Annotated in this window: 18 protein-coding genes; 11 read left to right on the top strand and 7 right to left on the bottom strand. The window is 71.6% G+C overall.

Annotated elements, in window-relative coordinates:
- The first annotated feature begins 1,734 nt into the window (after positions 1-1,734).
- The 3 genes from ACGFY5_RS09225 to ACGFY5_RS09215 all read left to right on the top strand — a co-directional run bounded on the left by ACGFY5_RS09225 (position 1,735) and on the right by ACGFY5_RS09215 (position 3,122).
- Entirely contained in the window at positions 1,735-2,559 is an 825-nt protein-coding gene (locus ACGFY5_RS09225; RefSeq protein WP_392719077.1) for a hypothetical protein, read from the top strand.
- A 98-nt stretch (positions 2,560-2,657) separates the two neighbouring features.
- On the top strand, positions 2,658-2,888 hold the full coding sequence (locus ACGFY5_RS09220) for a hypothetical protein (protein ID WP_392719076.1): 231 nt from the start codon (positions 2,658-2,660) through the stop codon (positions 2,886-2,888).
- Positions 2,889-2,927: 39 nt separating this feature from the next.
- Positions 2,928-3,122 carry a hypothetical protein gene (locus ACGFY5_RS09215; protein WP_392719075.1) on the top strand — a complete coding sequence of 65 codons (195 nt, stop codon included), beginning with the start codon at positions 2,928-2,930 and terminating at the stop codon, positions 3,120-3,122.
- Between the two features lie 87 nt (positions 3,123-3,209).
- Here ACGFY5_RS09215 and ACGFY5_RS09210 read toward each other — a convergent pair whose 3' ends face one another.
- The gene (locus ACGFY5_RS09210) at positions 3,210-4,856 is read right to left on the bottom strand and encodes a dienelactone hydrolase family protein (protein ID WP_392719073.1); all 1,647 of its coding nucleotides are present in this window, start codon (positions 4,854-4,856) and stop codon (positions 3,210-3,212) included.
- 155 nt (positions 4,857-5,011) lie between these two features.
- Between ACGFY5_RS09210 and ACGFY5_RS09205 the strand changes: the two genes are divergently transcribed.
- Positions 5,012-5,437 carry a hypothetical protein gene (locus tag ACGFY5_RS09205; protein WP_392719072.1) on the top strand — a complete coding sequence of 142 codons (426 nt, stop codon included), beginning with the start codon at positions 5,012-5,014 and terminating at the stop codon, positions 5,435-5,437.
- Positions 5,438-5,446: 9 nt separating this feature from the next.
- Positions 5,447-6,169 carry a TSUP family transporter gene (locus tag ACGFY5_RS09200; protein ID WP_392719071.1) on the top strand — a complete coding sequence of 241 codons (723 nt, stop codon included), beginning with the start codon at positions 5,447-5,449 and terminating at the stop codon, positions 6,167-6,169.
- Positions 6,170-6,243: 74 nt separating this feature from the next.
- Here the strand turns inward: ACGFY5_RS09200 and ACGFY5_RS09195 are convergent, their stop codons facing one another.
- Positions 6,244-8,874, bottom strand: a complete 2,631-nt coding sequence (locus ACGFY5_RS09195) for an Hsp70 family protein (RefSeq protein WP_392719070.1) — start codon at positions 8,872-8,874, stop codon at positions 6,244-6,246.
- Between the two features lie 173 nt (positions 8,875-9,047).
- On the opposite strand from ACGFY5_RS09195, the gene ACGFY5_RS09190 reads away from it, so the two are divergent.
- From ACGFY5_RS09190 to ACGFY5_RS09180, 3 genes are all read left to right on the top strand, one after another.
- Positions 9,048-9,473: a CBS domain-containing protein gene (locus ACGFY5_RS09190; RefSeq protein ID WP_392719069.1), complete on the top strand. Its 426-nt coding sequence runs from the start codon at positions 9,048-9,050 to the stop codon at positions 9,471-9,473.
- Positions 9,473-13,309, top strand: coding sequence for an FHA domain-containing protein (locus ACGFY5_RS09185; protein ID WP_392719068.1), 3,837 nt, complete (start codon positions 9,473-9,475; stop codon positions 13,307-13,309). Before ACGFY5_RS09190 ends, ACGFY5_RS09185 begins: the two co-directional genes overlap by 1 nt.
- A gap of 115 nt (positions 13,310-13,424) precedes the next feature.
- Positions 13,425-14,318: an LLM class flavin-dependent oxidoreductase gene (locus ACGFY5_RS09180; RefSeq protein ID WP_392719067.1), complete on the top strand. Its 894-nt coding sequence runs from the start codon at positions 13,425-13,427 to the stop codon at positions 14,316-14,318.
- On the opposite strand, the gene ACGFY5_RS09175 is transcribed toward ACGFY5_RS09180, so the two are convergent.
- Complete coding sequence (locus tag ACGFY5_RS09175; protein WP_392719066.1) at positions 14,281-14,937, bottom strand: cysteine hydrolase family protein; 657 nt, start codon at positions 14,935-14,937, stop codon at positions 14,281-14,283. The genes ACGFY5_RS09180 and ACGFY5_RS09175 overlap by 38 nt on opposite strands.
- A 108-nt stretch (positions 14,938-15,045) precedes the next feature.
- Between ACGFY5_RS09175 and ACGFY5_RS09170 the strand changes: the two genes are divergently transcribed.
- On the top strand, positions 15,046-15,786 hold the full coding sequence (locus ACGFY5_RS09170; RefSeq protein ID WP_392719065.1) for an SDR family NAD(P)-dependent oxidoreductase: 741 nt from the start codon (positions 15,046-15,048) through the stop codon (positions 15,784-15,786).
- On the opposite strand, the gene ACGFY5_RS09165 is transcribed toward ACGFY5_RS09170, so the two are convergent.
- Positions 15,738-16,694, bottom strand: coding sequence for an AraC family transcriptional regulator (locus ACGFY5_RS09165; protein WP_392719064.1), 957 nt, complete (start codon positions 16,692-16,694; stop codon positions 15,738-15,740). The genes ACGFY5_RS09170 and ACGFY5_RS09165 overlap by 49 nt on opposite strands.
- Positions 16,695-16,758: 64 nt before the next feature.
- Between ACGFY5_RS09165 and ACGFY5_RS09160 the strand changes: the two genes are divergently transcribed.
- A complete protein-coding gene (locus ACGFY5_RS09160) occupies positions 16,759-17,601 on the top strand; it encodes an SAM-dependent methyltransferase (RefSeq protein ID WP_392719063.1) in 843 nt (280 codons plus the stop codon).
- On the opposite strand, the gene ACGFY5_RS09155 is transcribed toward ACGFY5_RS09160, so the two are convergent.
- Positions 17,598-19,100 (bottom strand): class I adenylate-forming enzyme family protein, encoded by a 1,503-nt coding sequence (locus tag ACGFY5_RS09155; RefSeq protein ID WP_392719062.1) that lies wholly within the window; start codon positions 19,098-19,100, stop codon positions 17,598-17,600. The genes ACGFY5_RS09160 and ACGFY5_RS09155 overlap by 4 nt on opposite strands.
- Positions 19,101-19,308: 208 nt before the next feature.
- Here ACGFY5_RS09155 and ACGFY5_RS09150 point away from each other — a divergent pair, with 208 nt between their 5' ends.
- The gene (locus ACGFY5_RS09150; RefSeq protein WP_392719061.1) at positions 19,309-21,600 is read left to right on the top strand and encodes a protein kinase; all 2,292 of its coding nucleotides are present in this window, start codon (positions 19,309-19,311) and stop codon (positions 21,598-21,600) included.
- 68 nt (positions 21,601-21,668) lie between these two features.
- Here the strand turns inward: ACGFY5_RS09150 and ACGFY5_RS09145 are convergent, their stop codons facing one another.
- Positions 21,669-24,206 carry a polynucleotide kinase-phosphatase gene (locus ACGFY5_RS09145; protein WP_392719060.1) on the bottom strand — a complete coding sequence of 846 codons (2,538 nt, stop codon included), beginning with the start codon at positions 24,204-24,206 and terminating at the stop codon, positions 21,669-21,671.
- Positions 24,203-25,582, bottom strand: coding sequence for a 3' terminal RNA ribose 2'-O-methyltransferase Hen1 (locus ACGFY5_RS09140; RefSeq protein ID WP_392719059.1), 1,380 nt, complete (start codon positions 25,580-25,582; stop codon positions 24,203-24,205). Before ACGFY5_RS09140 ends, ACGFY5_RS09145 begins: the two co-directional genes overlap by 4 nt.
- Between the last annotated feature and the right edge of the window lie 78 nt (positions 25,583-25,660).

Below are 25,660 nucleotides of genomic sequence, written 5' to 3'. Positions count from 1 at the left end.
GAAAGACTCGTCTCTCGACGTGTCTTCCCCGCGTTCGAGGCGCGACCTCGCTCCGCGGGTGTGCCGACCGGCAGTGCTCTCGAACTGCCTGCTGGGACGCGCCGCCGCAGACCTGCGTCGGGCAGGCTCGGTCGGTCCCTCTGCAGCGCTCGGCTCATGATCGTCGGCCCGCGCCGGCGCGGACCGAGGAGACACCGCCCGCGAGGACGAACCCGACACGGCTGGCACGGACCGACCCGGGGCGGCCGGCGCGGGCAGAGGGGACGCGGTCGGTGCGTCCGGCTCGGAGGGTCGAGGCGGGCGGCCGGGTCGGCTGCGGGCAGTCCGGTGCGCGGCCTCGCGCTCCGGAGCGTCGACGCGTGCTCTGGGCCGGGCAGGTGGCTGGTTACTCGGTGAGGATCCGCTGACAGAACGATGGTCACGATCGTCCGTCCGGCCTCGGCGGTCGAGTGACTCGGTCGGACGGCCGACGGAGGCCGGGCCTTCTGTCGCCCCGATTCGTTCGCGATCGACGCGGAGGTGTGCCGGAGGGCCGACGCTCTCGCTGGTTCGACCGGGCTCCGGGGATGCATGCCGGGGCCGGGCGGCCGCTGTGCGATCGCTCTCCCGCGCCGCGCCGTGGTCAGGCGTTCCGGACGCATCTCGACTCGCGCCCCGCGGCCCACCACGGTTAGGCCCGCGCGGCCCAGCACCACCAGGCCCCTGAGGCCCAGCACCACCAGGCCCGTGCGGCCCAGCGTCACCAGGCCCCTGAGGCCCAGCACCACCAGGCCCCTGAGGCCCAGCGTCACCAGGCCCGTGCGGCCCAGCGTCACCCGGGCCCCGAGGTCCATCGTCATGGGACCCGTGCGGCCCACCACGACCGGGCCCCTGAGGCCCGTCGCCGTCGGGTTGGGGCGTGGAGGGCCCGGAGCGACCGGGGGACTCGACGATGGTGCGGTAGGCATGGGTCAGCGCGTCTATGAGCAGGTCACGCAGGAGCAGCTTCAGACAGGCGTTGAGAAGCAGCGGCTGACCCGATGCCAGACCGGCTACGATCCCGAGGTAGAGGATGCCTCGCTTGACGTTCTTGAGCGTGGCGTCGCCCGGCGTGGGAAGAGCGGCCGCGAGAGCGACGGCGATGGCCGCATCCAGGCCACCGAGCCCGACCGGTGCACCCCACAGCGACTCGTGGAGGGCCTTCCTCAGGTCCGCGACGCCTTGCGCGGCATCGGCGAGGTCCGCCGACACCGGCGTGACCCATACACCGGTGACCGACCAGGTGGCATTCACCGTGTAAATCGCCGCAGCGCGGTAGACGATGTCCGCCGCCTCGCGGGACAGCGGAACTCCCTCGTCCGTCGGGACGCTGGGTAGCGCACCCACAGTCGGAGCGATCCGCTGGATCTCGGCGCGCATCGTCACTTCGTCGGGGAACTCCAACTGACTCGCGCGCAGCACGACATAGCTCTGCGCGTCCGAACGCGCCCGCCCGGGCGCATCGGTCCCACGAACGCGGAACTCCTCGACGAAGGTCAGCTGCACCTTCGGCCCGGCCGACTCCCCACCACTCGTGCGGCCGCTGCGCGATCCGTCGTCACCGGATGGGACGTCATCCGACCGCACGCCGCCGGACTCGCCACCACCGGGACGGCCGGCGCTGAGTGGCCCGTTCTTGAGCTCGCCACCACCGGACGGCCCGACAACGGACGGCCCGCCGCTGGATCGGCCACCACTCGACGAGCCGCCATCCGAATGGCCGCTATCCGACGACCCGTCATCGCGCTGCTCGTAGTCGGACGACCCGTAGTCCGACGACCCGTCGTCGGACTGCTCGTCGTCGGACTGCTCGTCGGCTGGATCGCCGTCGGCGGGCCGGTCCTCGTCGGACTGGTCGGCGGTGGACTGGTCGGCGGTGGACTGGTCCTCGTCGGAGCCGCGAGGGGCGTCGGGGGCGACCAGTGGACGCGCCGGGGGCGGCTGCGGACCTTGGGTGCGCAGATCGGTGACCAGCCTGGTGAGCTCCGCCAACTCCACTTGCAGCCTCTGAGACTCCCCAACACGGGCCGCCTCGACCCGCTCCAGCGCGGCCACGGCCTCGCGCTGAACAGCGGCCAGCTCGCCCCGATGCGCCGTCGAAAAAGCCCTCAACCACTCCGACGTCTGATTGAGAACGTCGTCAAGCCGATCGGCGATCGGCGGACCGGATGCGCGTGCGTGCTCAGTCCGGAGCCGCTCGACCTCGCGAGAGTAGGCCTCGACGCGTTGGTCGAGCTTCTCGATCGCCTTGGTCTGCGCGTCGACCTGCTCGCCCAGATCCCGCGCAGCCTGGTGCGACGATCGGGCCATCTCGATGGCGAATGCCACCACCACTGCCGCAGCGACGATCACGACGATCACGAAAAGCCACTCAGCCATGCCTCATGGTCATCCCGGCGGTCAATCGCACGGCGCGACCGACCGGAATCCGACACAGTGGGGCCACCGGATCCCACTAGAATCCGGGTCCTGAGTGGACCGGCCTTCGGAGCCGCCGATGTGCCCCAGCCTGCCTCCACGAGCACTCGCCGCCGCCGCTGAGGCCGGACTCGGACCGCCGGGCAGCGTCTTCCGGAACCGCCTGCGGGTCCCGCTCCGCGTCGCCGCGCTCGTCGTGGGGGTGGGGCACCTACACGACGGTGATCGACTCGCCGCTGCCGCCCGTCTACAGCGACCCCGCGCTCGAGACCCCGGCGATCCCGTACCCGTCGCTGCTGCCGGACTCCACCTACGGCTTTGTCGACGTCTGCACCGGCGCGAGTTACGCCGGTGCGGAGCCGTACGGGGGCGCAGCGCCACACCGGGCGGTCATCGACATCTCGTCGAAGGGCCCCGAGGCCGACGACTACCTCGGTGACCTGAGCGAGTAGGAGGCCAGCAACGACGGCAAGAAGCGGATCACGCAGCGGTTGCGCGAGACCGTGTACGTCGTTCAGATTCGGGAGGCACAGTCGGGGAGGTCGCTCGGCCGGGCGCAGTTCCACGGCGCGGAGCGAAAGTGCGCGGAGTTCATCACGACGTTCGGGGGGCAAGCGCTTGCGGAGCAGGTTTCGAGGCCCACGGCCAAGCAGCTCCGCGACACGATCGGCAAGTACGTCAGCTGACACACTTTGGTCCGATGTGGAACCGCGGGACTCTGGTGTTGTCCTGGCGACACCGAAGTTCCGACGTTCCAGTGTGGATGGATGGTGTCAGGTCAGCGGTAGCGTCACTGCCACGGGCCAGGCGACGAGGATCGCGCCGACCGGGGCGGCGAGCCAGAGCGGTGCCGCGTGGCGGCGGAGCACCTCGGTCCAGGCCGATTGCCAGACCATGAGCGCCGCGAGCAGGGGCACGACGAGGAGCACGAAGCCGCTCGTCAGGCCGGTGACCGCGGCGACGGTGAGCACGAGCGCGGTCACCGCCGACACGGCGAGCAGCCCTAGGCCGCTGCCGTCGGTGAGGCGGCCGGCGCCGTAGGCCAGCACGGTGAACCCCGCCCAGATCAGCGCGAGCACCCACCACCGCGCCCCGACCGGCACCGCGTGTGTCACCCCGACCTGCAACGGCACCGCAATAGCCGCCCCCGCGTACGCCACGAGCACGATCGTTACGCTCACACGACGCGCTGTCCCACCGACGCCGCCGCGCACCACCGCCTCGGGTCGGCGGACCGGCCCCGCACCTCCCGCCGCCGCCCCGAGGCCGCGGACCGGCCCCACGTCTCCGTGCGCCGCCCTCGCGTCTCCGCGCGCCGGCTCTGCAGCATCGCGCTTCCCGGCTGTCGCGTCGGCGGTTCGGCGAGCACGCCACGCGGCGAATCCGATCAGCGCGAGCCCGATCAGCGTCGTGAACGCGATCAGGAAACCCGCGATCGCCAGCGGAACCATGCCCGTCGGCAGCACCGCCGCGATCACCGCGGCCACCACCGACGCCACGCCGGCCACCACCACCGCCCGCCCCAACCCGGTCGGCAGCCACCCGCCACGAACCCGCAAGCGCCATCGCGCCACACCCCCAAGTGCCCCGCCCCGCGGCGCCCCACCCGCCGGCGCAGTTCCGGCAGCCCCGCCGAGCGCACCCCGCGCGGCACCCCCGCCGAGGGCGAGTCGCGTCAGTGGCACGAACCCCAGTGCGAAGGCCACCAGCAGTAACCCCGCCCCCACCAAACGCCGGAACGGCGACGGCGGATCTCCGGCCCCCGACTGCACCCCGAACGCTGCATCGAGCCAATCCACCACCTCGCGATGCGTCCGCGGCGCCCACAGGATCGACACGTGCTCCACCCACGGCACCCGCACCACCTCCCCGCCGCTCACCACAGCGGCCCGCTCCGCGGCGTCGCGAAAGCCGGCGAACTCAGCGGAACCGACCAGCGACAGCAACCGTCGCGGAGCCCCGGCCCGCACATCGGCAGCGGACGGGAGCGAGATCGCGACCGTCGCGGTCACATCGGGATGCGTCGCTCCGTACCGCACGGCAGCCCCCGCCCCCATCGAGTGCCCCACCACCGCCACCCGCGAGGCGTCGACGTCACGCAGTCCACGCAGGTGCGCCATCGCCACGTCCAGATCACTCTGCAGATCCCGCACCTGCGTATTCGCCCCGTGCCCGGAAAAATCCAGCAGTACGACCACGTATCCCCGCGCCGCCAGCGTGTCTCCGAACTGCCTCATCAGCAGCGCCGACCCGGCGAATCCGTGTGCCACCACCACACCCGGGCGCTTCCCCTCGCCAGCCGGATGCACCTCGTCCAGCGGAACCCCGTCCACCACGACGTGCCGAGCTCCCCCGCCGGAGGCGGACACCCACACACCTAAGCCCAGCGCCACCACGACCAGCATCACGAGCACCCGCACGAGAAGCGACCGTAGCCCACGGCACCTGGAGGGACGGACATCCGCGAGCGGATCGACGGCGCCACGGGCCGTTGGACAACGATCAGGGCTTGACGCTCCTGTCACCATCGGTGAGGACGGCTCGGTACTCCCGGGCGGTCGCGCCGAGGAGTGCGATGAGCACCGAATTACGTTCCGACCCCGAATCTCGGGGTGATGACCTGCTGGGACGCGCCGGACGCTGGGTGTTCGCGAAGGTCTGGTTCGGCTGCCTGCTCTCCGGTCTGTACGCGTTCAGCAGTCACATCGGGTGGCCACAGGCGGTCGTCATCCTGTTCGCCGTGCTCGGTGCGGTGTGCCTGGCGGTGACGTCGCTGTGGTTGCCGTACTGGACCCGGGGTCACCTGACCGGGGTGGTGGTGGTGGTGGACGTCGCGGTCCGGATCGTCGTCTGGGCGGGTCTGGTCGTCACCGTGGTGTGTCTGCTGGTCGGCGACCCGGCGGTCGGCGCGGTCGCCGGGGCGCTGCTGGTGAACACGGCGTGGCGCACGTTCGGCGAGAAGCCCGAGATCCGTCGCCCCGGGTGGCGCCGCGCCCCCTAGGTTGGGGAAATGACGGTGTTCGTCCTTCTGGTCGGACTCACGCTGGTGGTCGCGGCCGGCGCCTATGTGCAGGCGTCGATCGGGTTCGGGCTGAACCTGCTGCTCGTGCCGTTCGCGCTGCTGCTAGCGCCGCACGTGGTGCCGTTGCCCGCGCTCGTCGTGAACGGCGCGGTGTCGGCCCTGGTCGCCCGCACCGATCGGGGCCACCTCGACCGCCGTCTGCTGTGGTTGCTCACCGTCACCGGGCTCCCCGGCGTCGTTCTGGGCGTCTTTTTATCGACGATAATCGGCGCACGACCGCTCGCGGTGTGCGGAGGGGTGTTCGTGCTCGTGGCGGTCGCGCTGAGTGTGCATGAACCCGTGGTGCGCGCCCGTCCTGCGACCGTCGGGGTCGCGGGGTTCGCCGCGGGGCTGCTGGCGAGCACGACGGCTCTGACCGGCCCACCGGTCGCCTTGGCCCTGGGCGCCGAACCCCCCGCCCGACGCCGGGCGGCGGTCGCGGCCAGCGGCGCCGTACTCACCGCGCTCACCCTGGCGTGCGGCGCGATAGCCCACCCCACCGCCCTCTCCACCCTTCGCTGGCTCCCCGTCCTCATCCCGGGCGCCGCCCTGGGCCTGTTCGCCGCCCACCGCTCGCCCGACGCCATCCCCCCAACCACCCAGCGCGTAGCCACCTTGGGCGTCTCCGCCGCAGCAGCCCTCCTCCTCCTCACCCGAGCCCTACTCGGCTGAATCCGCGGAGCATCGCCGCCCCGCGGCGGCACAGCGCGGCGCGCAGCCCGGCCCGGCGCGTAGGGCTGACGGCGTCAACCGGTCAGCTTGGTGGTACTGGTGAAGGCGTTCTTGCCGGCTTCGTAGAGCCACATGGTCGGGACTGCGAGGTCGCCGAGTTCGTTGAACTTGAGGTGCTTGGTGACGCCGTCGGCGTCGTACTTGTTGACGTAGTCGAGCATGGACTTGCGGTCGACCTTCCCGGCCGCGATGCCGTCGAGAACGACCTTCGCCGCGTCGTACGCCTCTGCGGCGTACCGCCCGGGCTCCTCGCCGTACTTCGCCTGGTACGCGGCCCGGAACTCCGCGGGGAGTTCCTTGATCGGCATGTACGGTCCGAAGATCTTCGTGCCCACGGCCGAGTCCCCGGCCTCGCGGAAGAACGCGGGGTTGTCCAGCTCGTCGGTGCCCACCAGCGTGATCGTGTTCCCCCCGACGTCGGTGAGCGCTTTCCGCAGCTTCCCGCCGAGGTCCGGCGCACCGACGTAAAGCACCGCCGACGCCTCGGACCGCACGATCGTGATCGCGGACTCGCGGACCCTCTCCGCGGTGAGGCTCTCGCTCCCGACGCTCGCCTTGGCCTCCTCGAGACCCTCCCGGATGTAGGTCGCGAGCTTGCGTCCGTGGTCGGACCCGTCGTCGGCGAGGTAGACCTTCGTGGCCTTCAGTGTGTCGAGCAGGTAGGAGCGCGCGACCAGGTTCGGGGAGTCCTCGTCGCCGATGACCTGGTGGAACGTCTTCCACTGGGCGAGCGCGTTCGCGTCGCCGACCGGGGTGATCTGGGCAAGGCCCGCCTCGTCGTACAGCTTGGCGGCGGCGTTCAGCTCCGCGGGGCGCAGGGGGCCGATCACACCCACAGTGGTCACGTCGTCGGTGACCGACGCCGCGAACTCCTCGGCGCTCTTCTCGTTGCCTGCGGTGTCGAAGGTGTTGAGGGTGACGTCGCAGTCGGTGGTTTTCTCGTTGTGTTCGGCGACGGCGAGTTCGACGCCGTTGCGGATGCGGGTGCCCAGGTCGGAGCCTTCGCCGGTCGAGGCGCCGACGAACGCGAGCTGTGCGGCGCAGCTCGGGGCGGCGGCCTCGTCGTCGCTGACGTACTCGTCGGCCGCGAGCAGTCCGCGGATCAACAGTCCTCCGCAGGCCAGGAGCACGAGGGCCAGCACGCCGCCGATGATCGCGACGATCTTGCCCGCGCCCCGCTTCCGCGGCGGCATCACCACCTGCGGCGCCGCCCCCGGCCCCGCCCCACTGACCACCCCGTGAGCCCCGGTCCCCTGCCCGGTCCCCGGTCCGTGCGCCCCCGGCCCCTGCGGCCCCGGGCTGTGCGCTCCCGCCCCCGGCGCCCCGTGGCCCTGCGCGCCGAAGCCGTGCGCCGCAGCGCCGTGCGCGCCCGCGCCCTGCGGCCCGGAGCCGTGCGCGCCCGCGCCGTGCGGCCTCGCGATCACTGGCGGCCGGGGACCCGGTGGGCTCGGGGCGGCTGGGCTTTGCGGGCCGGGCACCGCGCCGGGGCCCATGCCCATGTTGTGGGCATCGGAGATGCGGCCGGGGCGCTCGCCGGCGCCCCCCGGTGAGACGGGCGGTGCCATCGGCGCCCCCGCGCCGACGATGATCGCGCCCTGCGCGACCACGAGCTCGGGGTTCTCGACGACCGTCGGCGCGATCCCGAGGTTCTGATGCAGCAACGACGACACCAACGGGATGCGGCTGGATCCACCCACCAGCAACACCGCCGCCAACCCACCCGACGGCGTCGCCGCGTTCCGCAACGCCTCGAGCGTGGTCCCCACGGTCTGGTTGAGCAGTGGCCGCGCGAGGGCCTCGAGCTGCTCCCGCCCGAGCGACAGGTCGTCGTCGAGCAGGGGCACGTGGATGTGCACAGTCGACGTCCGCGACAGCGTTTCCTTCGCCTGCCGGACGTCCTCCCACAGCAGTCGCGCCTCGCGCCGGTCCGACGCCGTCTGCGGGATCTTCAGCCGCTCCCAGACCTGCGCCCCGGCAGGTCCGAGCGCCGCACCCACGGCCTCGAAGATCGCCGCGTCGACGTCCAGCCCACCGACGTCGTCCAACCCGCCGTAGGCGACGACGTCGAACCCCATCGGCGTACGCCGCACCACAGTGGCGTCGAACGTGCCGCCACCGAAGTCGTAGACGACCATGCTCTGCCCGGGGGCCACTGACACCCGCGGCTGCGCGACGAAGCTGTACGCCGCGGCGACCGGCTCCGGCACCAGCAGCGCCGACGGGATCCCGGCGATCGCGGCGGCCTGCCGCAGCAGGTCGAGCCGGCGCGGCCCCCATGCCACCGGGTGGGTGAGCACGACCTGCTCGGGCTGGCGGCCCTTCGCCCGCCGTGCCTCGGCCATTACCCGCGACAGCACCGCGGCGAGCAGCTGCGGCACCGGCACCTCGTGGCCACCCAGCAGCACCGTGCCGTCGTCGATCCGCCGCTTCGGGTTCGGTTCGAACGCCTCCGGCCGGGTGCGCGCGACGTGCGCGGCGTCCCGGCCGGTCAGGAAGTGGCCGTTCTCGTCCAGACAGACGCCCGACAGCAACATCGGCGATCCGTCGAACAGCAAGGATTCGCTTCGGCCGTCGGGGTATCGGAGAACACCGACGGTGTTCGACGTTCCGAAGTCGATTCCGATCAAGTATCCGGATAACGGCATAGTGGGCAGCTTATCGACTACACGCTGCACTTCTTTCACTGACGCCACGGCAAGTAACAGCCGGGTCTCGTCCGAAAGGCCGCTTGCCGACGCGCGGTCGACGTACCACGCTAGACCGGCCACACCCCGACAGTCCGGGCCGTCCAGGGGGAAACGTGCTGGTGCGGGACGTCATGACCAGATTTCCGGCCTGTATCCATCTCGGAGCGGACATCCGCCGCGCCGCCGAACTCGTCAGCGTCTCCCAGATCAGCGAACTGATGGTCCTCGACCACGACGACGCGTTCATCGGCGCGCTCAGCGAGGGTGACCTGATCCGCGCGGTGCTGCCCAGCTACGACGAGGCCCTGCGCGCGGGGGGATCACTGAACGACGCGTTCGGCGACCTGAGCCGTAAGGCCCGTGACCTCGCCGACCGACCGATCGATCCACTCGTCGTCCGTAACGCGATCACGCTCCAGCCGGACGACGACGTCGCCCGCGCCGCTGTCGTGATGACCGAGAAACAGATCCGCCGCCTGCCGGTCGTCGAGGGACGAACACTCCACGGCACGGTAGCCCGCTCCGACATCTGCCGCGCCGTCATCTACCACGCCTGATGACGCGCCTACGGTTGGTCTTCACGAACCGGCGGACCGGCGCGGTCACCGAGCACACCGGCGATCTGCCGCTCACTGTCGGGCGCGACGCCACGCAGAGCGACGTCGCGCTCGACGACCGGTCGGTTTCGCGCCGACACGTGCGGCTGGACCTCGACGGTGGCGACCTGGTCGTCACGGACCTGGACAGCTCGAACGGCACGTTCGTCAACGGCAGCTGGATCCGCGCGCACGTGCTGCGCCCCGGCGACCGCCTCGGCATCGGCTCGAGCAACGTCGAATGGACGCTCGTCGAGACGCCGGAGGCGCTCACCGACGAGACGCGCATCGGCGCGGGCATGACGATGCTCGCGCCCTTTCTCCCTCCGACGCCGACCCGCCGGGTCTCCCCCGCGCGCCGGATCGTCGAGGCCGCCGAGAAGTACAACAAGACGCACGGCCACGAGCTCGACGGCTTCCTGTCGATCGAGCACGGCTTCCTGCCGGTCGAGCCGCCGCTGCAGGAGCTGCCCGCCTCCCACCGGGCCTGGGACGACCTCGTCGACCGGCTCCCGGCCCTGTACGCGAACCTGGGTCTGCGCGCCGAGTTCGACCGGTTACCGATTCTGGACGCCGACGCCGACGCGCTCCCCGAGCGCTACCTGCTCCGCGCGTCCGCGCTGCTCGGCGTCTTCGCGCACGCCTACCAGTACGGGCAGACCGCTCCGCCGGACGCGCTGCCGCCGAGCATCCTGCGCCCGTGGCAGCAGGTGTCGCGCCGGCTCGGCAAGGACGTGCCCTCGGTCTCCTACATCGACCTGTTCTTCTACAACTGGAAGCTCCGCGACCCGGACGGTCCGCGCCGCCTGGCCAACCTGGAGCTCCTGGTACCGGCCTGGCGCAACCGGGCCGAGGAGATCTTCTACCTCGTCACCACCGAGTTCGCGATGGAGCTGACACCGATGCTCGGCGCGATGCTGAGCGCCCAGGACGCCGTACTGGCCGACGACCGCGACGCCGTCGAAGCTGCACTGCTGACGATGCTCGAGCGCCTGCAGCACGTCACCCAGACCATCTACCCGCAGATCGACCCGAACCCGCGCAGCGCGAACCACCTCGATCTCGTGCTCTGGGCGAAGACCGTCGGCACGTCCGGCGTCCCGATCTTCGACGGCGCACCCAGCCCGGCCGGCACCGCGCAGCCGCAGATCCACGCACTCGACGCGTTCTTCGGCCGGAAGTCGTACCACTCGACGGTCGGCCGGCAGAGCCTTCAACTCCGCGCCCAGATGCCGAGGCACTGGCGCGAGCTGATCGAGGCACTGAACCAGGTCTCGGTCAGCGAGTACGTCCGGGACCGGCCCGACCTGCGCGGGCTCTACGCCGCCGTGCTCGATGCCTATATCGGCGACCGCGGCTGGATGGGCCTGCATCGGATCAAGGCATACGGGTTCCTGGAGGTGGCGTTCAAGGTCGGGCGGTCGGTCACCACCGGTGCGAAGTTCACCGGCCTGTTCCGCGACAAGACGTGGGAGGCGATCGACCAGGAGCTCGGCGAGGTCCGCGACGAACGCTGGCCGGCCGGCAACCAGCAGGTCTACTTCGGCCGGGTCCGGCGCGGTGTCACCACGACCGACCCCGACTCCTCCGCCTGGACCACCCACCTGCGCCTCGACGTCGCCGGGCAGGGCATTCGCTACCAGCCCGGCGACCGACTCGGTGTGCTGCCCGAGAACGACGACGCGCTGGTGCGTGCGACGCTCCGCGCGCTGCGGGCCACCGGCGACGAGCTCGTCCGCCTCACGACCGACTGGCAGGAAGCGATCCGGTTCCGCGCCGGCTTCGAGGACGGCGCCGAGGTACTTCCGCTGCGGACGCTGCTCACGTTCGGTCGCATCCGGCCGGTGGGCCGCACCACCGCGAAACGCCTCCTCGCGATCGCCGGCACCGGCGCGCTCGCCCGGATCGTGTCGGCGCGCATGGAAGATCAGTGGGAGCTCTGGGACGTCCTCGACCTGGTGCGCACCGCCGGATACGACGTCACCCGGCTCTGGTCGGCGCCGCCCGACGAGGCCGACAGCATCTGCCGGCTCGTGCCGCCCGAGGTGTTCCGCCTGTACTCGATTGCTTCGGCCGCGAGCGGCCCAGCGGAAGCGGCCGCGAGCGGCCCAGCGGAAGCGGCCGCGAGCGGCCCAGCGGAAGCGGCCGCGAGCGGCCCAGCGGAAGCGGCCGCGACCGGCCCAGCGGAAGCGGCCGCGACCGGTGCCGCGGAGACGATCGACCTGGTCGTCGGCGGCCTCACCTACACCAGCCCGCACACGACCGTCTCCTACGAACGACGCCGCACCGGCAGCGCCTCGCACTTCCTGCGCCGCATGACCAGCGACGTCCGCTACCGCGACAAACGCCTGTCGCTGACGATCGTGCCGACACCCCGATTCCGGCTCCCCGCCGACCCGTCGACGCCGGTCGTCATGTTCGCCGCGGGCTCCGGCGTCGCGCCGTTCCACGGGTTCGCGCAGGCCCGCGCGGACGCGCCCGGCACCAACTGGCTCTTCCTCGGGCTGCGAAGACCGGACGACTTCGTCCACCCCGAGGACTTCGCCCGGCTCGCAGCAGCGGGCCGCCTGCACCTCCGTGCGGCGTTCTCCCAAGCCGACAACACGGTGCTGTATGACGTCGATAGCGAAGCGTTTGTGGTGGTGAAGGGTGTCCGGCAGCGCGTGGACCGGCTGATGACCGCGGAGGCCGAAGGCCTGCGCGCGGCGGTGGACAGCGGGGCGCACCTGTACGTCTGCGGAAGCGCCGGGTTTGCCGGGTCGGTGCTGTCCACACTGCAGAAGCTGGATGTCGACGTCCGGGAGCTGATCGCGCGGGGGCGGCTCGGGCTGGACATCTTCACGACGTACCGCGGCCACGCGCAGCAGGGTAGGCAGTACGACATCTCGACGGTGATCGAGCGGAACAGTGCCGAGGCGGGGCACTGGATGGTGGTCAGCGGGAAGGTCTACGACGTTTCGGAGTTCATCCACCTGCACGTGGGTGGGCCGCAGATCATCCGGCACTACGTGGGGATGGACGCGACGTCGGCGTACCAGGGGGTGCTGCACCACCAGGCCTCCGAGGTCGACGCGCAGCTGAGCACGTACGAGCTCGGGCACATGCGCCGGCTGGACTTCGGTGACCGCTGGGGTGTGGTGCTCGGCGCGGACGGGTTGCGGTTCGCGGGGCTCGAGGAGCTGTTCACGGCGTGGGTGCGGTACGTGTACCTGGTCGTGTCGATGGAGAACGCGCTGGTCAACGACTACGGGTTCGCCGGGGCGCAGGCGACGGCCGGGTCTGAGCCCGCTGATTTGACGCCGTTCAAGCTGCAGTTCCTGATCGAGGCGCACCGGCGGTTCCTGGCCAGTTATCTCGAGGGGCTCGTCGGGGAGGATCTGACCGCGCTCTGGCGGATGACGGTGGGGTTCTGTGCGCCGTCGCAGGACGTGCGGGAGTTGCGCACGGTTCGGCGGGCGCCGGCCGTTCGGGTTTCACCCCGGGATTCCGACGCGGAGCGCGCGGTCCGGGAGTTCGCGGCCGCGGACCAGGGCGTGCTCCGCGCGGTGAAGACCGCGTTACGCGACGGGATCCGTGCGTTCGAGGAGCACGAAGCGGACGTGATCGAGCGGGGAGGGCAGCGGCTGCTCGGGGCGATCGAGGCCGTCTTCGACGCGGTCGACGACTACTACCGGCGGATCGCCGCGCTCGGTCTGCCCGAGGGCGAGGAGCTTCCCATCCCTCCCGATCGAGGCGTGCCTGGGCACGGAACGCCTCATTCCGGATCGGTGTCGGCCACGTCTTCCGGGTCTACATAGGCGGAGTCGTCCGCGATGTCCTCGGGGTCGGTGCGCCAGTCGTCCCAGGGGACGGTCCAGCTCGTCATGATCGTGCTCCTTTGCGCGGTATCTACCTGAGGCTAGCGTGGGAGGGGTGAAATTAGGACTCGCGCTCGACCTCGGGTCGGCGGCTCCGGTTGCGGACCAGGTCACGGCCGCGCTGCCGGTGCTGCGCACGGCCGAGGACGTCGGCGTCGACGGCGTCTGGATCGGCGAGAGCTACCACCGGAAGCCCGAGCCGTTCCACCTGCCGGCGGCGCTGCTCGTGCTCTCGCACCTGGCCGGGCGGACGTCCCTGCGGCTCGGCACCGGCGTGCTGCTGCTGCGCGCCTACGATCCGCTGCGCCTGGCGTACGAGACCGCGCTGCTCGACCAGCTCTCCGGCGGTCGGCTGACCGTCGGCGTCGGCCTGGGCCCGGCCGAGCTCCGGTCCCGGTTCGGTTCCCGCCTTCATCCGGACGCCATGCTGAGGGCACTGCGCACCGCCTGGGACGAGGTGGCACCGAACCCGGTGAGCGGGCCGCGGTTGCTGGTCGGCGGCGGTGCCGAGGTCGCGGTGCGGCGCGCGGCCGAACTCGGGGACGGCTACTACGCGGCGACGAACTACACCGACCGGCTGCTGGCCCGCCAGGCCACCGCCTATCGCGACCTCGTCCCGGACGGGGACGTCGTCGCGAACCGGCTGTGTCTGATCCACCCCGACGGGGATCGGGCACGGGAACTCGCGGACGAGTACTTCGCGCCGGTGGCGGGTTACTACGCGTCGCGGGGGTTGTGGGAGTCGGTGCCCGGTGATCCGCCGAGCCCGTCGGTGCTGGTGGGCAGCCCGGCGGAGGTGGGCGCTGCTTTCCGCCGGTACCGGGATTGGGGAATCACCGGTGTGAATCTGCGCGTGAAGCCGTTCGGCACGCCCCCGGACGTCGCCCGCCGCACGCTGGAACTCGCGCGGCTCACCATCGATCAACCAACTCCTCCACCGTCGTCGTGACCGCGACGTTGAGCGCGAGTTGCGTCAGCGCGGCCTCGTTCACGGCGACGTCGTACGCGGCGGTCGCGTCGGTGGGCAGGAGCACCGGCCAGCCCAGCTGGAACGCGTCGGTGGCGGTGGCGGCGACACAGCAGTCGCTGGTCAGCCCCGCCACCGCGACCCAGTCGATGTCGTCTCGTCGGAGCGCCGCTTCGAGCCCGGTGCCGAGGAAGCCGCTGTAGCCGCGCTTGGTCACCTGGATCTCGTCGGCGGCCGGGGTGAGGCCGTACCACTCGGCACCGGGGGTGTCGAGGACGCACGGTTCGTCCGGGCCGTACGGGGTGTTGTGGTCGCCGGTGCGGAACCAGACGCTGGCCCGCCAGGGCGTGGCCGGGTCGGTGCCGAGGCCGACCCAGGCCACCGGCACGTTCGCCGCGCGTGCGGCCTCGACCAGCGCACTGGTGTTCTTGACGGCGGACGCGACAGCGACGGACGCGGACGGCTGCAGACCGTAGTCGACGAGGTACGCCGGGTCGGCGAACGAGCGCTGCACGTCGACGACGATGAGCGCCGCGCGCGCACCACGCAGCGACGACATCTGGCGTTCCCGCAGGGTCACTGTTTCCTCGTCGACGCGCACGTGCTGACGATGTCATGCGGCTGGGCGCAAGGGCAGTGCGCCGGGGCGAAAGCGCGTCGGCTTCGCGTCGAGCAGCGTGGGCAGCACGTTCGACGCGAAGGGAAACACGTGAGCGAGAAGGTTCTGTCCGGCAAGGTCGCGGTGGTGACCGGCGGGAGCCGAGGCATCGGCGCGGCGACGGCTCGGCGGCTGGCCCGGCTGGGTGCGGCAGTGGTCATCACCTACGTCCGGCAGGCGGAGAAGGCCAAGGCCGTGCTCGACGAACTGCGCGCGGAGGGGGTGCGCGCCGAGGCGGTACAGGCCGATCAGGCCGACCGGGCCCACGTGACAGCCATGGTCGACGCGGTCGTGCAGCAGTTCGGCCGGATCGACATCCTGGTCAACAGCGCGGGCATCTTCCTGCCGGGCGAGCTGTCCACCGCCGACCGGGACGCCCAGACGGCCGTCAACGTCACCGGCGTGGCCGACACGACCTACCTGGCCCTGAAGCACATGAGCGACGGCGGCCGGATCGTCACCCTGTCGTCGGCCCTCGGCACCCGCACCGGCACGCCGGGCGTCGCGGACTACGCGGCGACCAAGGCGGCCGTCAGCGCGTACACCCGGGCGTGGGCCAACGACGTCGCCCCGCGGCGGATCACGGTGAACGTCATCGAGTGCGGACTGATCGACACCGACATGGCCGTACCGCCGGACTCGGACCTGGGCCGTGTGTTCGTGCAGACGATCCCGTTGCGCCGGTACGCGAGCGCGGACGAGGTCGGTGCCGCGGTGGCGTTCCTCGCCGGGCCCGACGCCGCCTACATCACCGGCAGCACGTTGCGCGTCGACGGCGGCGCGCTGGCCTGACGGGTCTCGCTGGGGGTCTGGCCGAACTCCTGCCGGTAGGCGGTGGTGAACGAGGCGTGGCTGGCGAACCCGCACGCGTGCGCGATCTGCGAGATCGACCGGTGGCGCCAGGAGGTGCTGGCCAGACGGGTGCGCGCCAGGCGCAGCCGTTCGGTGCGGATGAGGTCGCGGGACGTGGTGCCCGCGGCCTGCAGCACGTCCTGGATGTAGCGGGTCGACCAGCCGAGGGCGCCCGCGATGCCCCCGATCGCGAGGTCGGGCTCGGCGGCGTGGTGCCGGACGTACGTCCGGACCTGCGCCTCGACCTCCTCGCGCTGCGCCGACGGCGCGGAATCCACGGCGCCGTCGGCGGCCAGGCAGACGAGGTCGAGCAGTTGCTCGCACGCGATGTCGAAGCTCGCCTCGGACAGCTGCTCGCGCTCCTCCTGGAGCGTGATCACCATGGTCCGGATCAGGCGCCCCAGCCCGGCGGTGCCGTCGAGGGCCTGGGAATCCTGGCGCTTGTTGCGGCGATGGACGGCCTCGATCGGGACCAGCAGCGCGATCGACAGGAAGTCCTCGGCGTGGGAGAACGTGACCGGGCGATCCACGTCGCACAGCGCGAGGGCGCCGGGACGGATCTCCGCTGTGACGCCGGCCTGCTCCACCTGGGCGCTTCCGGCAGTGGGCACCAGCAGTTCGAACGTCCCGCGCGGATCGTTGCGGATGTGCCGCCGCTGCCGGACGAACTCCTCGCGGACGTTGCCGCACAGTGCGATGCCATAGGACTTCGACTGCTGCCAGTCCAGGCGCCCGGCCCACGGGCCCGCCTCGGCCAGCGTGACGCGACTGTCCCCGTGCAGGTCGATGAACGCGTCGCGCCAGATCGCCGCGGTCGGCGTCGAGCCCGGCTCACTCCAGTGGTACATACCGGCACGATAATGCTGTGGTGCGACCTGCCCGTTCCGGACGTCTTGAGGATACTGTGGACAGATGACCGACGGGGGGATCACGGTGGAAGCACCGCAGGACGACGACGGGCGGCGGCACGTCGACCAGCCGCACCTCGAGCGGCCCTCAGCAGCGCGGATGTACGACTACTACCTCGGCGGAGGCCACAACTTCGCCGTCGACCGGGAGGCCGCGGCCCGCGTCGTGGAGATCTACCCGAACGCCGCGCTCATCGCCCAGGCCAACCGCGCGTTCCTCGCCCGCGCCGTGAAACACCTGCTCGCGGCCGGTGTCCGCCAGTTCCTCGACCTCGGCTCCGGCATCCCCACCGCCGGCAACGTCCATCAGGTCATCGACGCCGTCAGCCCCGGCGCCCGCGTGGTCTACGTCGACATCGATCCGGTCGCGATCGCGCACAGCGAAACGATCCTCGGCGGGCGCACCGACGTGGGTGTCGTGCACGCCGATGTCCGCCACCCCGACGAGGTCCTCGACTCCCCCATCACCCGCCGGCTGATCGATTTCGATCAGCCGGTCGGCGTCCTCGCCGTCGCGGTTCTGCACTTCGTTTCTCCCGACGACGACCCCGCCGGCGTTCTTGCGCGGTACCGCGAGGCCGTCGCGCCGGGAAGTTACCTGGCGCTCTCGCACGGCACCGTCGATCGGCGGCCCGAGAACGTCGCGAAGGTGTCCGGCGTCTACCGCAACACGCGTGACCCCACGACGTTCCGCACCCGCGAGGAGGTCGCGCAGCTGCTCACCGGCTGGGAACTGCTCGAGCCGGGCCTCGTCTGGCTGCCGCAGTGGCGCCCGGACTGGCCCGACGAGGCCACCGAGGACCCGTCGTGGACCGAAATGGTCTGCGCAGTCGGCCGCAAGGTCTAGCGGCTCCGGAGTTCGCGTTTCAGGACCTTGCCGGCGGCGTTGCGCGGCAGCTCGCTGTGCGTCGCAAAAAGTGTTGGCACTTTGAAGGTGGCCAGGCGCTGACGGCAGAAGTCCTGCACGGAGCGTTCGTCGAACGCGGCGCCCGGTTCGAGCACGACGTGTGCGCGCACGATTTCGCCCCAGTGCTCGTCCGCGACGCCGACGACCGCGGCTTCCCGCACGGACGGATGTGCGGCAAGGACCGTCTCGATCTCGATCGGATAGATGTTCTCGCCACCGCGGATGATCATGTCCTTCGTGCGCCCCGACAGGTACAGATAGCCGTCCCTGTCCCGGTAGGCCAGATCGCCGGAGCGGAACCAGCCGTCGCGCAGGACGTCGTTCGTCGCCTCCGGTTGCCCGAGGTAGCCGTCCATCACCGCGTCCGACCGGGTGACGATCTCGCCGATGTCGCCGTCCGGCACCTCGTTCCACTCGTCGTCGCACAGCTTCAGATCGACGCCGGGCGCCGGCTTGCCGATCGACCCCAGGAGATGCTCCTGACCCGCGAGCGCGAGGCGGTGATCCTCGGGGGTGAGGACGGTCTGCGTTCCGGCCTCGGTGCCGGCGCCGAACGCGTTGGTGAAGTCGCAGCCGAACGTGTCCATGGCGCGCCGCAGCAGCGCGGGTGACATCGGCGAACCGCCGTAGACGATGTGGCGGATCCGGGAGAAGTCACCGGCGCCGTGCTGGAGCAGCGAGTCGATCATCGTCGGCACGAGGAAGACGCGGTCGAGGCCACCGGTGCTCATCCAGCGGGCCGCGGTGGCCGGGTCGAAGGCCGCCAGGATCAGCGACGGGTAGCCGAGCGCGATGCCGCCGAGCACCAGGTGCATCCCGGCGATGTGGAACTGCGGCGCCGCGGAGTAGTGGAACGCGGTTCCGGGGAGGCGCAGGGACAGGATCGAGTGGATCGAGAGGTGCTTGGCGAAGCGCTGCGAGTGCACGACGGCTTTGGGGGTCGCGGTCGTGCCGCTGGTGAACGCGAGGCACACCGTGTCGTCGTCGGAGACCTCGACGTCGGCCTCGTCGTCGTTGTCGTGTGCGAGGAGTTCGGCGTAGCCGGCGCCGTAGTCGACGATCGCGGTGAGACCGGGCACGTCGAGCGCGTGGACCAGGTCCGCATACCGCTCGCTGTAGAACAGCACCTTCGCCTCGGCGGTGCGTAACAGAGTTTGCAGTTCGGGCAGCGCCAGGCGCGGGTTCAGCGGCACGAACACCGCGCCGAGCTTGGCGCAGGCGAGGAGCGTCTCGATGTACTCGGGTGAGTCGGTGGCGAACAGCGCGACCCGGTCGCCCGTGCGGACCCCGAACCGCGCCAGCCCACCGGCAACGCGGTTCACCCGCGCGTTGACCTCGGCGAACGTGGTGGCGCCCTGCTCGGTGACGAAACACCGCCGGTTCGGGACGTTGCGCGCCTGCTGGCGGATCCAGTCGGCCAGTCGCGAGTTCTTCTGCATGGGGCCGCCGATCGTCCGTCATCATCGACGTTGACAACCTACCTCGCCTGTCAACGCTTGCGCTGACGTGAGCGCGAAACGTCTGGTTTGCCCGCCGAAAGGCGGCTACCCCACCCTCGGCCCGTCTGCCTACGCTCGCCAGCGAAGCGTCCACCGTCGCGAAGGGACTACGCCGGCAGGGGGTTACCGCGTGGGTCGCCATGACCGGATGGTTCTCGAGGTCGGCCAGGAGGTCGACGGCTTCCGCGTCGAGTCGTTCGTCGCGCGCGGCGGGATGGCCATGGTCTACAAGGCGGTCGACCGCAGGCTGGGCCGGCCCGTCGCGCTGAAGATCATCGCACCGGAGCTCGCCGAGAACCCGACGTTCCGCGCCCGCTTCACCAGGGAGAGCGAGCTGGCGGCGTCGCTGGACCACCCGAACGTGCTCCCGATCTACCAGGCGGGCGAGCACGACGGACTGCTGTACCTCGCGATGCGCTTCATCGAAGGCGAGGATCTGGACGCGGTGCTCACCCGGCGGGGGCGCCTGGACGTGCACGAGGCGCTCACGGTGCTCGGCTCGGTCGCCGGCGCACTGGACGCCGCGCACGCACGCAGCCTCGTCCATCGGGACGTGAAGCCCGGAAACGTTCTGCTGACCGGCGCGGAGGGGACCGACCTGGAGTCGCGCCACGTCTACCTCACCGACTTCGGGCTCACCAAGCGCAGCGCGAGCCTCACCGGTCTCACCACCGCAGGGCAGTTCCTCGGCACGATCGCCTATGTCGCTCCGGAGCAGATCGCCAACCGGCCCGTCGATCACCGCGCCGACATCTATTCGCTGGGATGCGTGGTCTACCACGTGCTCAGCGGCGTTCCGCCGTTCGCGCGCGAGGATCACGTGGCCGTGATCTGGGCGCACATGACCGAGCAGCCGCCTCCGCTGTCGACGGTCGTGCCGGGTCTTCCGCCGGACGGCGATGCGGTGTTGGCCGCGGCGATGGCGAAGGATCCGGAGGACCGGCCCGCGACGTCGCGCGAACTGATCGCGCGGTTGCGTGAGGCCTACCGCGCTGGTCCGCCCGCACCTCCATGGCGGCCACCGGTCTCCGTCGCACCGGCCCCGGCCCCGCCGGCCGCCCCGGCCCTGGCCCGTCCGGCGGCGCCGAACCCGTCGGCCCCGTCGGCCCCGTCGGCCGCACCGGCCGCACCGGCCGCACCGGCCGCACCGGCTCCGCCGATCGAGCCTGCGGACGCGCCGACTGTTACTCTGCGTCGCCCGACCGGGCTCCCGGCGGTCCGTTCTTCGCAGCACAAGACGCTGGCCAGCCACCGGCGTGCGCCCGAGACGGTCGTCGACAGGGAGGAGCTCCCCGGGCCCGGGGACCCGCCACCGCTCTATCCCCCGGCGTCCCGGCGTCGCCGCTCCGCGCTCCCGGTCGCGGTAGCGACGTTCCTGGTGATGGCGTTGGCCGCCGCACTCGGCCTCTACCTGACCGGAGACCGCGAGGACACGACTCCGGCCGCGAGCCCGCCCCCGGCCACGGTGGCCCCGGCCAAGGCGACCCCAGCGCGAAAACCCGTGCCCGCACCGAGCACCGGTACGCCCCGGGTCGTCGGAACGATCCGCGTCGGCGCCGGCCCGCAGGGCATCGTCGTCGCCCCGAACGGCACCCGGGCCTACGTCGCCAACAGCGACGCCCGCAGCCTGTCGGTCATCAACACCGCGACGAAGACCGTGATCGGCACGGTCCGCCTCCGCGAGGACCCGCAGTACCTGGCGATGAGGCCGGACGGCAAACGGCTCTTCGCCGCCACCCACAACTACACGACCAAGGGCGGCAACGCGGTCGCCGTCGTCGACACCGCGACCAACAAGCCGATCACCTGGATCACCGCGGGCTTCGACAAGACCGGGTCCAGCCCGTACGCGATGGCCGTCTCACCCGACGGTAAGCGCCTCTACGTGCCCGACCACGACAAGGACACCATCGTCGTCTACGACACCGCCACCAACGAACACGTCGCCACTGTCCCGGTCGAACCCACCCCGCACTGGGTCGCGTTCGACCCCACCAGGCCGATCGCGCTGGTCGCCGACCACGACTCGCACCGGGTCATCCTCATCGACACCGCCGAGAAGACACGGATCACCGACATCCCCGTCGGCCGCAGTCCGCACAGCGTCGCCGTGACGCCCGACGGCACCCGTGCGTTCACCGCGAACTTCGACGTGAGTACCGCGTCGGTGATCGATCTGCGTACCCGGCGCACGATCGCCACCATCCCGGTGGGCAACCACCCGCGCTGCGTGACGATCGCGCCCGACGGCAGGCACGCCTACTTCGCGGCCGAGGGCGGCAACGTGCTGACGGTGGTCGACACCGCCACGGCGAAAGTGACGGCCACGGTGAAGGCCGGCCGCGGACCGTGGGTGCTCGCTGTCTCTCCCGACGGCCGCACCGGGTATCTGAGCAACCGGGCGTCGAACACCGTCACGGTGCTCGCGCTCAGCGCGTGAGGGCGGACGGGCCGCGGTACGACGAAGCCACACCGAGCGGGTCCCGCACGAACTCCGTGGATCGCCACTCACAGGCGGGGATCGGTCGGTTCGGACTCCAGCGCCAGCACCGCGAACACCGCCTCGTGCACCCGCCAGAGCGGCTCGCCGCGCGCCACCCGTTCCAGCGCCTCGATGCCGAGCGCGTACTCGCGCAGCGCGAGCGACTGTTTGCGGCCCAGCCCCCGCTGGCGCAGCCGCTCGAGGTTGCCCGGCTCGGTGTAGTCGGGACCGTAGATGATCCGCAGGTACTCGCGGCCGCGCACCTTGATGCCCGGCTGCACCCGTCGGCCGACCGCCCCGTTGGCCAGCGGCTTCACGACCATGCCCTCACCACCGGCGCCGGTCAGCTCCTCCCACCACGCGACCCCGGCTCCGCACGAGTCCGGGTCGTTCACGTCGACCACGAGCCGCCCCGTGCGCCGCACGAACGCGTCGGCCGCGGCGAGCCGATCGGCCACGTCCAGATGCCAGGCGTGGTCGTGGTCGGCCCAGGTGCGCCCCTCTCCCTCCGCGGGGCCCGAGGCCAACAGCTGGAACGGCGCAATCTCGACGCCCGTCAAGCCGGCGGTCGGCCAGACGTACCGCCGGTAGGCGGCGGTGAATGCCTCGACGTTGTGCGCACGGGCCGTGGCCCGGCCCAGCAGGTCGCCGACGTCGACACCGCGGGCGGCCACGGCGGCCAGCACGTCGGCGGCGGCCGGGGTGGAGGCGCGCCCGGCGGCGCCCACGGCGGCGTACTGCTGCCGCAGCAACTCGTCGGCCTTGGCGGACCAGGGCAGGATCTCCGCGTCGAACAGCAGCCAGTCGGCGTCTGCCCAGAGCCCGGCGCTCTCGGCCGCGCCGCGCAGGCGGCCGAGGAACTCCTCGGTCAGCGCGCCGCCGAAGAACGACCGCCCGGTGCGCGTCCAGACGGCCCCTCCTGAGCCCGGCGTCGCGTCGAAACGGGTGTGGGCGACCTGCGCGTCCCGGCAGAGCAGCACCACCGCGCGGGAGCCCATGTGTTTCTCTTCGCAGATCACCCGGTCGACGCCGGCCGAGCGGTAGGCGTCGAACGCCGCGGTGGGGTGCTCCAGCAGGTCGCCGGTGGGCGCGGTGGCGCACGGTGCCATCGTCGGCGGCAGGTACATCAACCAGCGCGGGTCGAGCGCGAACCGGCTCATCACCTCGAGGGCGCCGGCGGCGTTCTCTTCGCGGACCGTCACGCGACCGGCGAGCCGGGTCTCCACGCCACGGCGGCCGGTGACGTCGGTGATCGCCAACTCGTCTCCGCGACGCGTCGCTTCCGGGGACAGCGGCCGCACCGGCTCGTACCAGACGCGTTCGGCCGGGACGCTGACCAGCTCTTTCTCCGGGTAGCGCAGCGCGGTGAGGCTGCCGCCGAACACGCAGCCGGTGTCGAGGCACATCGTGTTGTTGATCCACTGCGGCTTGGGGATCGGCGTGTGCCCGTAGAGCACCATCGCGCGGCCCCGGTACTCCTCGGCCCACGGGTAGCGGACGGGGAGCCCGTACTCGTCGGTCTCGCCGGTGGTGTCGCCGTAGAGCGCGAAGCTGCGCACCCGGCCGGACGCGCGGCCGTGGTAGTCCTCCTTGAGCCCGGCGTGTGCGACGACGAGCTTGCCGTCGTCGAGCACGAGGTGCGACACGAGCCCGTCGCAGAACCGCTCGACGTCGGCGACGAACTCCGGCGGCTGCTCGCCGAGCTGGTCGAGCGTCTCGGCCAGCCCGTGGGTGCGCTGCACGTCGCGCCCGCGCAGTGCCCGGACGAGCTTGTTCTCGTGGTTGCCGGGGACGGCGCGGGCGTGCCCGGCGGCGGCCATGCCCATCACCAGCCGCAGCACGCCGGGGGCGTCAGGTCCGCGGTCGACGAGGTCGCCGACGAACACCGCTGTGCGCCCGGCGGGCGGAACAGCGTCGATCGCCCGGCCCTCGGCGTCGTGGACGAGCGTGTAGTCCAGGCGGGTGAGCAGCGTCTCGAGTTCGCGGCGGCACCCGTGGACGTCGCCGATGACGTCGAACGGCCCGTGGTCGTCGCGGAAGTCGTTGAGCAGTTTGTCGCGGACGATGACCGCATCGGCGATCTCCTCCTCGCCGCGCAGCACGTGGACGGTGCGGAAGCCCTCCTTGCGCAGGGAGCGCAGGGAGCGGCGCAGCTGGTCGCTCTGGCGGCGGATGACCGGGGCGCCGAAGTCGCGGTCGGCCCGGTCGGCGTTGCGTGCCAGGCAGACCTTCTCGGGCACGTCGAGCACGATCGCGACCGGCAGGACGTCGTGCGCGCGGGCCAGCTCGATCAGCGACTTGCGGGCCTGGGACTGGGTGTTCGTGGCGTCGACGACGGTCAGGCGCCCACCGGCGAGCCGGACACCCGCGATGTGGTGCAGGACGTCGAACGCGGCCGCGGTCGCGCTCTGGTCGTTCTCGTCGTCGGCGACCAGCCCGCGGCAGAAGTCGCTGGAGAGAACCTCGAACCGTCCGAAGTGGGCGCGGGCGAACGTGGACTTGCCCGATCCGCTGACGCCGACCAGGCACACCAGTGACAGCTCGGGAATGGACAGCGTGGTCATCGGGCCTCCTCGCGCCGGAAGATCGCCAGCTGGGTGGGCGGGCCGAGCTCGGGGTCCTCGTCGCCGATCGGCTGGTAGCGGACGGTGTAGCCGTACTCGGCCGCGGTGTGCCCGGCCCAGGCGCGGAACTCCGCGCGGGTCCACTCGAACCGGTGGTCGGGGTGGCGCACCGCACCGGCGGCCAGGCCGGTGTAGCGGACGTTGTACTCGGCGTTGGGTGTGGTGACCAGCACCGTCTTCGGGCGGGCGGTGCCGAACAGCGTGCGGCCGAGCGCGGGCAGGCGCGGCGGGTCGACGTGCTCGATGACCTCCATCAGGACGACGGCGTCGTAGTTCTGCAGGCGGTCGTCGCGGTAGGTGAGCGAGGACTGGATCAGCTCGATCCGTGCCCGGACGTGGTCGGACATCCGGTCGAAGTTCAGGCGCCTGGCCGCGGCCTCCAGCGCACGGGCCGAGACGTCGACGCCGAGGACGCGGGCGAACCGTGGCTCGTTGAGCAGCGCGCGGAGCAGAGCGCCTTCACCGCAGCCGACGTCGGCGACGCTCGCGGCGCCTTCCTCGACGAGCGCGGCGACGACCGCGTCGATCCGGCGGCGGGCCAGCGGGCGTTGCTCGGCCGCGACCGCGTTGTCGAGAGCCTCCGGCTCGGTGTCGTCGACCTCGGCCAGCCGACCCACGGCGGAGAGCACCAGGGACCGCCGGTGGCGCAGGTAGCGACGGGTGATCAGATCGCGCTCGGGGTGGCGGGCGAGCCAGCGTTCACCGGCGCGCAGCAGTTTCTCGACCTCGTCCTCGCTGACCCAGTAGTGCTTGGCGTCGTCGAGCACCGGCAGCAGGACGTAGAGGTGATTCAGCGCATCGGCCAGCCGTACCTCACCGGTGAGCTCCAGCGACACGTACCGCGAATTCCCCCAGGCGGGTACCTGCGGATCGAGCGGGATCGGCGCGGCGCGCACGGCCCAGCCCAGCGGGGCGAACAGCCGCTCGAGCAGCTCCGGGCCGCCCTGGCTGGGCACCGCGGGCAGCCGGATCTCCAGCGGCAGCGGACGCTCGGCGAGGTCGGGCCGGGCGTCGCAGCGGCCGTTGAGCGCGGTGCGGAACACCTTGCCGAGCGCGACCGACAGCATCGACGAGGCCACGTACGGCCGGTCGTTGACGTACTGGCTCAGCGCCTGGGGTGTCTGGGAGCGCACCAGGGCGATCGGGTCGATCTCCAGCAGGAGCGCGACGGTGCTGCGCTCGGGCGTCGCCTCGGGCCACACCACGTGTGCGGCGCCGGTGGCGACGTCGAAGCGCAGTGCCTTGTCGGGATGCTTGTGGAGCAGGTACCCGAGGTCGGTGGCGGGCTGGTGGGTGGTCGACAGCGTCAGGAGCACCGCGACAGTGTTGCGCGCCCCACCGACAATGTCGGCTCAATTACCGCCCGACCAGCGCGTCGTCGGCCGGCCGGAGGT

Source organism: Cryptosporangium sp. NPDC048952 (assembly GCF_043197895.1).
In the GTDB taxonomy this organism is placed as follows: Bacteria; Actinomycetota; Actinomycetes; order Mycobacteriales; family Cryptosporangiaceae; genus Cryptosporangium.
The sequence above is the reverse complement of the archived record's forward strand: the minus strand, read 5'-3'. Positions and strand labels throughout refer to the sequence as shown.

Bases quoted from the DNA above. Each gene is read 5' to 3' on its own strand.
- ACGFY5_RS09225 (WP_392719077.1), top strand. From the start codon at position 1,735: ATGGCCGCTATCCGACGACCCGTCATCGCGCTGCTCGTAGTCGGACGA.
- ACGFY5_RS09205 (WP_392719072.1), top strand. From the start codon at position 5,012: ATGAGCACCGAATTACGTTCCGACCCCGAATCTCGGGGTGATGACCTG.
- ACGFY5_RS09200 (WP_392719071.1), top strand. From the start codon at position 5,447: ATGACGGTGTTCGTCCTTCTGGTCGGACTCACGCTGGTGGTCGCGGCC.
- ACGFY5_RS09195 (WP_392719070.1), bottom strand. From the start codon at position 8,874: ATGCCGTTATCCGGATACTTGATCGGAATCGACTTCGGAACGTCGAAC.
- ACGFY5_RS09190 (WP_392719069.1), top strand. From the start codon at position 9,048: ATGACCAGATTTCCGGCCTGTATCCATCTCGGAGCGGACATCCGCCGC.
- ACGFY5_RS09185 (WP_392719068.1), top strand. From the start codon at position 9,473: ATGACGCGCCTACGGTTGGTCTTCACGAACCGGCGGACCGGCGCGGTC.
- ACGFY5_RS09165 (WP_392719064.1), bottom strand. From the start codon at position 16,694: ATGTACCACTGGAGTGAGCCGGGCTCGACGCCGACCGCGGCGATCTGG.
- ACGFY5_RS09160 (WP_392719063.1), top strand. From the start codon at position 16,759: ATGACCGACGGGGGGATCACGGTGGAAGCACCGCAGGACGACGACGGG.
- ACGFY5_RS09155 (WP_392719062.1), bottom strand. From the start codon at position 19,100: ATGCAGAAGAACTCGCGACTGGCCGACTGGATCCGCCAGCAGGCGCGC.
- ACGFY5_RS09150 (WP_392719061.1), top strand. From the start codon at position 19,309: ATGGTTCTCGAGGTCGGCCAGGAGGTCGACGGCTTCCGCGTCGAGTCG.
- ACGFY5_RS09145 (WP_392719060.1), bottom strand. From the start codon at position 24,206: ATGACCACGCTGTCCATTCCCGAGCTGTCACTGGTGTGCCTGGTCGGC.